The following is a 6,354-nucleotide window of genomic DNA, read 5'->3' as shown; positions in this document are numbered from 1 at the left end:
CGAGGTCGTCGGCGTGGCGGGCGAGGGTGGCGTCCAGGGCGGCCTGCTCGCGGGCGGCGAGCGCGGTCTCGAAGCTGGCGGAGCCGAAGCCGGTGTCGCTCTCGACGCCGGGGCCGGCGGATCCGTCGGACGGCGCGCCGCGGGCACCGGGCGCGCCGGCGAGTCCCCCGGCCGGGACGTGCACCAGGGAGTCCGGGCCCCAGCCGCCCGCGGGGCGGCGCTCGGCCAGGCCGCTGGTGCGCTGGGCGGGCAGGGCTCCCGGCCGCCGTTCGGGGCTCTCCGCCCAGGCCTCGGTGTCCGCCTCGGTGGTCGCCGGCCTCGCCCCTGCCCCGTTCCTGCCGATCAGCCTCATGCCGACTCCCACTCCCCCCGAGTGTCGCGGCGTCCTCCTCCGGCCCGGGGCCGGGGGGACCCCACGGGGAGCCCGCGGACCCGACGGCCGGTCAGCAGCCGGGCGGCGTCCCCCGTGTGTCCCATCGTCGCATCACCCGCAACCCGCGTACACCTGCCCCGGCCGATTTCGGCGGGGCGGATCCGAAGCCGACGAAATTGCTTCGACGCTTTGTCGATTTCCCGACACTCGCCCCCCACAAACCCCGCTGCCGTCGTCCTTGGCGACGCTCGATGGTACCGGAGCGGCCCCACCCGCCCGCGCGAACGCCGAAGGCCCGGAGGATGATCCTCCGGGCCTTCGTGCTACTGAGTAGCGGGGACAGGATTTGAACCTGCGACCTCTGGGTTATGAGCCCAGCGAGCTACCGAGCTGCTCCACCCCGCGTCGGTGGTTAAACCATAGCACGGGCGCGGGGTGGAGCCGAAATCGGTTACCGCGGGATCACCGCAGCTCAGGGGCCGCCGCTCGGGGCCGGCGAGGCCGGCGGGGCGGGCTCCCCGGTGGCCGGCGGGGTGGCCGGAGCCGTGCCCGTCGGCGTCGGGGCCGGGGTGATCCCGGCCTTCTGCTCGGCCGCCTCGACCGCCTTGAGCGCGTCGTTGAGCGCCTTCTGGGCCTGGCCCCAGGCCACCCAGTCACCGTTCTTGAACGCGGTCTGGCTGTCGTTGTTGGCCTTCACCGCGTCCGCGATCGCCTTCTGCAGCTCCGGCGAGACCGTGGCCCCCGGCGTCGGCGCGGTCGGGGTCGTGGGCGTGGTCGGCGTGGTCGGGCTGGTCGGCGTGGTGCCGGGCGCCGTGGGCGTGACCGGCGCACCGGGCGCCGCCGCGCCGAGCACCTTGGCCAGCGCCTTCTCCAGGTTGTCCTCCACCGCGACGACCGCGTTCTCGTTCCCGTACGTCGCCAGCACCTTCTTCAGCACCGGCACCTTGGCGCTGCGGCCGATCAGGTAGACCGGCTCGACGTTCAGCAGACCGCCGCCGACCGGCAGGGTCAGCAGGTTGCCGTACTCGATGTCGGAGTCGGTGCCGGTCTTCAGCAGCGTGAGCTGGTTGGCGACCAGCGGGTCCGAGTTGAACTTCGCCTGCACCTGCTTGGGGCCCAGCGCCCCCGAACCGGTCGGGATCTTGGCGATCCGGATCTTCCCGTAGTCCGGGCCCGGGTCGGCGCTGACCGACATGAACGCGGCCAGGTTGTCCCGGCCCTGCGGCGCGAAGGTCGTGGTGAGCGAGAACGACGCCTCCTTCGCGTCCGGCATCCGGACGGTCAGGTAGTACGGCGGCTGCACCTCGTTGGTGTTGGTCGTCGGGTCGGTCGGCACCTGCCAGATGTCGGTGCCGTTGAAGAAGCCGCCGGCGTCCGTCATGTGGTACTCGGCGAGCAGGTCGCGCTGCACCTTGAACATGTCCTGCGGGTAGCGCAGGTGCGGCGCCAGCTCCGACGGGATGTCGGCCTTCGCCTTCACCGTGCCGGGGAACGCCTTCATCCAGGTCTTCAGCACCGGGTCGTTCTCGTCCCACTGGTAGAGCGTCACCTCGCCGGTGTACGCGTCCACGGTGGCCTTGACCGAGTTGCGGATGTAGTTGACCTGGTTGGCGGCGGTCAGCAGCTCACCGCGCTGATTGGTCAGCGAGTCCTTGGTGACGTCGCCCAGCGTCGTCTTCGACGAGAACGGGTAGCCGTCCGAGGTGGTGTAGCCGTCCAGCACCCACACCACGCGGCCGTTCTCCACCACCGGGTACGGGTCGGCGTCGATCGACAGCCACGGCGCGACCTTCTCCACCCGCTCCTTGGGCGTGCGGTCGTAGATGATCTTCGCGCCGTCGCGGATCGCGCTGGAGTAGAGGATCTGCGGCTCGGCGAACTTCACCGCGTACGCGGCCCGGGTCAGCGGGTTGCCCAGGCCGACACCGCTGTCGCCGTCGTAGGAGAAGTGCACCGGGGTGCCGTTCTCCGCGGTGTAGTCGATGTCCTGGTAGCCGCCGCCGACGATCGAGTACGTCGACGTCTTCTCGCCGTAGTAGATCCGCTGCTGGTAGTCGCCGAACGCGCCCTTCGTCGGCAGCGCCGACTCGGTGTAGACCGGGTTTCCGTTGGCGTCCACCTGGTTGCCCTTGGCCGCGATCACGCCGTAGCCGTGGGTGTAGTTGAAGTGGTCGTTGATCCAGTTCCGCTGGATGCCGTTGAGGTCCAGCTCGCGCACGCCCAGCACGGTGTCCTGGTCGCCGTAGCGGTCCACGTCCAGCGACTTCGGGAACGCGTAGTACTTGCGCAGCGCCTCGTTCTGCTGGAAGGTCGGGCCGACCACGTTCGGGTCCAGCAGGCGGATGTCCGAGATGGTCTGCGCGTCCGGCTTCATCGCCTCCGCGCTGGTGCCGTTCGCCGGCTCGTACTGGACCACCTCGCTGTCCGCGATCCCGTACGCCTCACGCGTCGCGTCGATGTTCTTCTGGATGTACGGCGTCTCCTTGGCCTGCTCGTTCGGCTTGACCTGGAACTGCTGCACGATCGCCGGGTACACCCCGCCGATCAGCACCGCCGACAGCACCATCAGGCCCAGGCCGATCAGGGCCGGCGCCCAGGTGCGGCGCACCGGGGTCAGGAAGAACAGCACCGCGCAGATCGCCGCGACGAAGAACAGGATCGTCTTCGCCGGCAGGAACGCGTTCGCGTCCACGTACCGCAGGCCGGTCCAGCCGGACACGCCCTTGTAGGTGCCGGTCTTCACCGCCAGCGCGTACCGGTCCAGCCAGTACGCCACCGCCTTCAGCAGCACGAACACGCCCAGCAGCACCGCCAGGTGCCCCTGCGCGCCGGTGCTCGCCCGCCGCCCGGGACCCTGCAGCCGCAGGCCCCCGTACAGGTAGTGCACGAGGGTCGAGGTCAGCAGCGAGACGATCACCGCGCTGAACGCGAAGCCCAGCAGGAACTCGTAGAACGGCAGGTCGAAGGCGTAGAACGAGACGTCCTTGCCGAACTGCGGGTCCTTGGTGCCGAACGGCGTCCCGTTCGTCCACAGCAGCCAGGTCCGCCACTGGCCCGAGGCCGCGGCACCCGCCACCAGCCCGATCACCAGCGAGACCCCGAGCAGCGCCCAGCGCTTGAACGGCGCCAGGCCCGAGCGGTAGCGGTCCAGGCTCTGCTGCTCCACCGACATCGCCGACAGCGGCGGCCGCAGCCGGTGCGCCAGCCACACGTTGAAGCCGACGATCACCGCCATCAGCAGGCCGAACACCGCGAACAGGCCGATCTTCGTCCACAACTGGGTGGTGAACACCGACGAGTAGTGCACCGACCTGAACCAGAGCCAGTCCGTCCAGAACCCGGCGAACATGACGAACAGCAGGAAGAGGACCGCGAGCACTCCCAGGGTCAGCAGGAGCACCCGCGCTCGCCTTGAGGGCGGGCCTACTCTGCGCCGGAACCCCGGCCCTGAGCGTTCCGGCATCTGGAATACCACGGTGGCACCTCAGCTGTGTCGTCTTGAGTCGGTCGGTCTTCAGTGCAACTTAACCAGTCTTTGGCCGAGTTCCCACCGTTAGCAGACGGTTACGACAACCCGCTCCCGGCCCGGGAGCGGCGGGCGCCGCACGCCGGGCGCCCGGCGTGTGAGGATTGAGGCATGTCCGATGGATCCAACCTCCCCGACGACGTCTCCACCCTCCCGGCCGGCAGCCCGCTGACCCGGGCCGCCCTGGAGATCGACGAGTACGCCGCCACCCTCGGCTGGGACCTCCCGGCCCGCCTCTTCGCCCTGGTGGACAGCGCCGCCCTGCGCAAGGCCGACCCCCGCGTCGCCGAGCAGCTCGGCCTCGCCGACGGCGACCAGCCCGGCCTCACCCCGGTCGAGCAGGACGAACTGCCCGCCGGCATGGAACTGGACAAGTTCCTCGGCACCATCGCCTGGCCCGCCGCGGTGGCCGGCTGCGCCCTGGTCGTCGAGCGGCTGATGCTGCCGCCGGGTGCCGAGCAGTCCCGCCCGCGCAACGCCAGCGACGCCCAGCTCGCCGAGTGGGTGGCCAACCACCCCAAGCGCGAGGAGGTGCGGATCACCGCCGCCGTGCTGCGCGACGGCAGCAAGGAGATCGCGCTGCGGCTGCGTTCCAAGGACACCGCCCGCGAGGTGCTGACCGGCCCCGACCTGGTGCCGGGCCTGACCGAGGCGCTGCTGGCGACCTTCGCCTGATCCGCTAGGACGCGCAGGACGGCAGCGCGGAGGTCTGCCCGGAGCGGATCTGCTCCAGCGCCTTCAGCGCGCCGTCCAGCGTCTCCACCTTGACCAGGTTCAGCCCGGACGGGGTGTTCTTGGCGGCCTCGGCGCAGTTCGCCGCCGGGGCGAGGAAGTACTCGGCGCCCGCGTCCCGGGCGGCGATCAGCTTCATCGCAATGCCGCCGATCGGGCCGACCTCGCCCTCGTCGGTGATGGTGCCGGTGCCGGCCACGAACCGCCCGGCGGTCAGGTCGCCCGGGGTCAGCTTGTCGATGATGCCGAGCGAGAACATCAGGCCCGCGCTGGGACCGCCGACGTCCTGCAGCCCGATGTCGATCCGGAACGGGTAGGTGTGCCGCAGGCCCGGGCGGATGCCGACCATCGCCGAGCCGGTGTCCGGCGACTTCACGGTCGGGACGCCGATGTCGGTGCGCACCCCCGGCTCGGCCGCGCCGTCCTTGACCCGGGGCACCACGGTGAAGACCGCCGACTCGCCGGGCTGGTGCCGGGTGACCGCCTTGGCGACCGCGTCCGCGTCGGCGACCGGGGCGCCGTCGACCGCGACGATCTGGTCCCCGGCGTGCAGCCGGCCCTCGGCCGGGGCGCCGGCGGTGACGCTCTGGACGATCAGCTCGCTGCCCATCGGGATGCCGAGCTGGTTCAGCGCCGCGGTGCGGGCGTGGTCCTCGGAGAGCGCGAACTCCTCGGCGTTCTGCCGCTTCGCGTCGGCGTCGCTCTGGCCCTTCGGGTAGACGTTGTCGTGCGGCACCACCAGCACGTCGTCCCGCAGCCAGCCGACCACCGCGTTGACCAGGCTCGGCTCGTACTTGGCGCCGGTGACCTGGACGGTCGTCATGTTGAGGTGCCCGCTCGCCGGGAACGACTCGTGGCCGGTGATGGTGATCACCGGGGTCCCCGTCTTCTCCTGCACCCCGAGCGTGTTGTACGTCGGACCCGGGCTCATCTCGGTGTACGGCACCTTCATCAGCACCGAGGCGCAGAGCAGCGCTATGAGCAGCAGGGTGGCGGCGAGCATCGTCGCAGAGCGGCGTGGCATGCCTCGACAGTACGGGACGCGGGTGACGGCACGCCCGGCGGGCCGGGCCCCACGGGCCCCGGCCCGCGGGACGGGCCCTACCGCTCCGGGCGCTCCCTGGGAGCGTCGGCGGCGGTCGTGCGTTCCATCGCGGCCATGAACCGCTGGTGCTCGGCCAGTGAGGCCGGGTCCCCCGTCGCTCTCGGGGCCCGCTGGGCCCAACCCGCCCACACGGTGGCCAGCACCGCGGCGACGCAGGGAATGATCAACCAGGCGAGCGCAGCCATCTCAGTACTCCCAGCTCGTCGTGTCTAAGAGCAGATTAACCATCCCGGCGGACAACGCCGCGGGCGCCGTCCGGGTTACGGCACGGCCGATCGGCTCACTGCCAGGGAGTACCGGGGCCTCCGGCCCACGCCCGTTCGAGTGAGCGACCGGCGCGCCTGCGCGACACGGGGCCCCGAGGACCGCTCAGCAGTCGCCGGCGCCGACCCACTCCTCGCCGCCGTCCGCGAACACCTGGTGCTTCCAGATCGGCACCTCGTGCTTGAGGTCGTCGATCAGCCGGCGGGCCGCGGCGAACGCCTCACCGCGGTGCGCGCAGGACACCGCGACGATCACGGCCTTGTCGGTGATCCCCAGCCGGCCGACCCGGTGCACCGCGGCCAGCGCCCGGACCGGGAAGTCGGCGACGACCTTCTCGGCGACCCGGCGGAGCTC

General features: G+C 71.4%; 5 protein-coding genes, 1 tRNA gene and 1 pseudogene. 1 reads left to right on the top strand and 6 read right to left on the bottom strand.

What is annotated here, in order from left to right; all coding sequences use genetic code 11:
• From ABD308_RS06165 to ABD308_RS06155, 3 genes and pseudogenes are all read right to left on the bottom strand, one after another.
• Positions 1 to 352 (bottom strand): annotated as a pseudogene (locus ABD308_RS06165) (sel1 repeat family protein); the annotation flags it as partial.
• A gap of 352 nt (positions 353 to 704) precedes the next feature.
• Positions 705 to 778 (bottom strand) — tRNA-Met (locus tag ABD308_RS06160).
• Positions 779 to 845: 67 nt separating this feature from the next.
• Positions 846 to 3,836: a UPF0182 family membrane protein gene (locus ABD308_RS06155; protein ID WP_344328224.1), complete on the bottom strand. Its 2,991-nt coding sequence runs from the start codon at positions 3,834 to 3,836 to the stop codon at positions 846 to 848.
• Positions 3,837 to 4,010: 174 nt separating this feature from the next.
• On the opposite strand from ABD308_RS06155, the gene ABD308_RS06150 reads away from it, so the two are divergent.
• Entirely contained in the window at positions 4,011 to 4,574 is a 564-nt protein-coding gene (locus ABD308_RS06150; protein ID WP_344328215.1) for a PPA1309 family protein, read from the top strand.
• Between the two features lie 4 nt (positions 4,575 to 4,578).
• On the opposite strand, the gene ABD308_RS06145 is transcribed toward ABD308_RS06150, so the two are convergent.
• From ABD308_RS06145 to ABD308_RS06135, 3 genes are all read right to left on the bottom strand, one after another.
• Positions 4,579 to 5,655: a YlbL family protein gene (locus ABD308_RS06145; RefSeq protein ID WP_344328206.1), complete on the bottom strand. Its 1,077-nt coding sequence runs from the start codon at positions 5,653 to 5,655 to the stop codon at positions 4,579 to 4,581.
• Positions 5,656 to 5,732: 77 nt separating this feature from the next.
• The gene (locus ABD308_RS06140; protein ID WP_344328198.1) at positions 5,733 to 5,921 is read right to left on the bottom strand and encodes a hypothetical protein; all 189 of its coding nucleotides are present in this window, start codon (positions 5,919 to 5,921) and stop codon (positions 5,733 to 5,735) included.
• Positions 5,922 to 6,105: 184 nt separating this feature from the next.
• Positions 6,106 to 6,354, bottom strand: a 249-nt coding sequence (locus ABD308_RS06135) for a molybdenum cofactor biosynthesis protein MoaE (protein WP_344328188.1), incomplete at its 5' end; no start/stop codon positions are given.

It is taken from the genome of Kitasatospora putterlickiae, assembly GCF_039527695.1.
GTDB lineage: Bacteria > Actinomycetota > Actinomycetes > Streptomycetales > Streptomycetaceae > Kitasatospora > Kitasatospora putterlickiae.
The sequence above is the reverse complement of the archived record's forward strand: the minus strand, read 5'-3'. Positions and strand labels throughout refer to the sequence as shown.

Coding starts and splice junctions, on each gene's coding strand:
- ABD308_RS06145 (WP_344328206.1), bottom strand. CDS start 5,655: ATGCCACGCCGCTCTGCGACGATGCTCGCCGCCACCCTGCTGCTCATA.
- ABD308_RS06140 (WP_344328198.1), bottom strand. CDS start 5,921: ATGGCTGCGCTCGCCTGGTTGATCATTCCCTGCGTCGCCGCGGTGCTG.
- ABD308_RS06150 (WP_344328215.1), top strand. CDS start 4,011: ATGTCCGATGGATCCAACCTCCCCGACGACGTCTCCACCCTCCCGGCC.
- ABD308_RS06155 (WP_344328224.1), bottom strand. CDS start 3,836: ATGCCGGAACGCTCAGGGCCGGGGTTCCGGCGCAGAGTAGGCCCGCCC.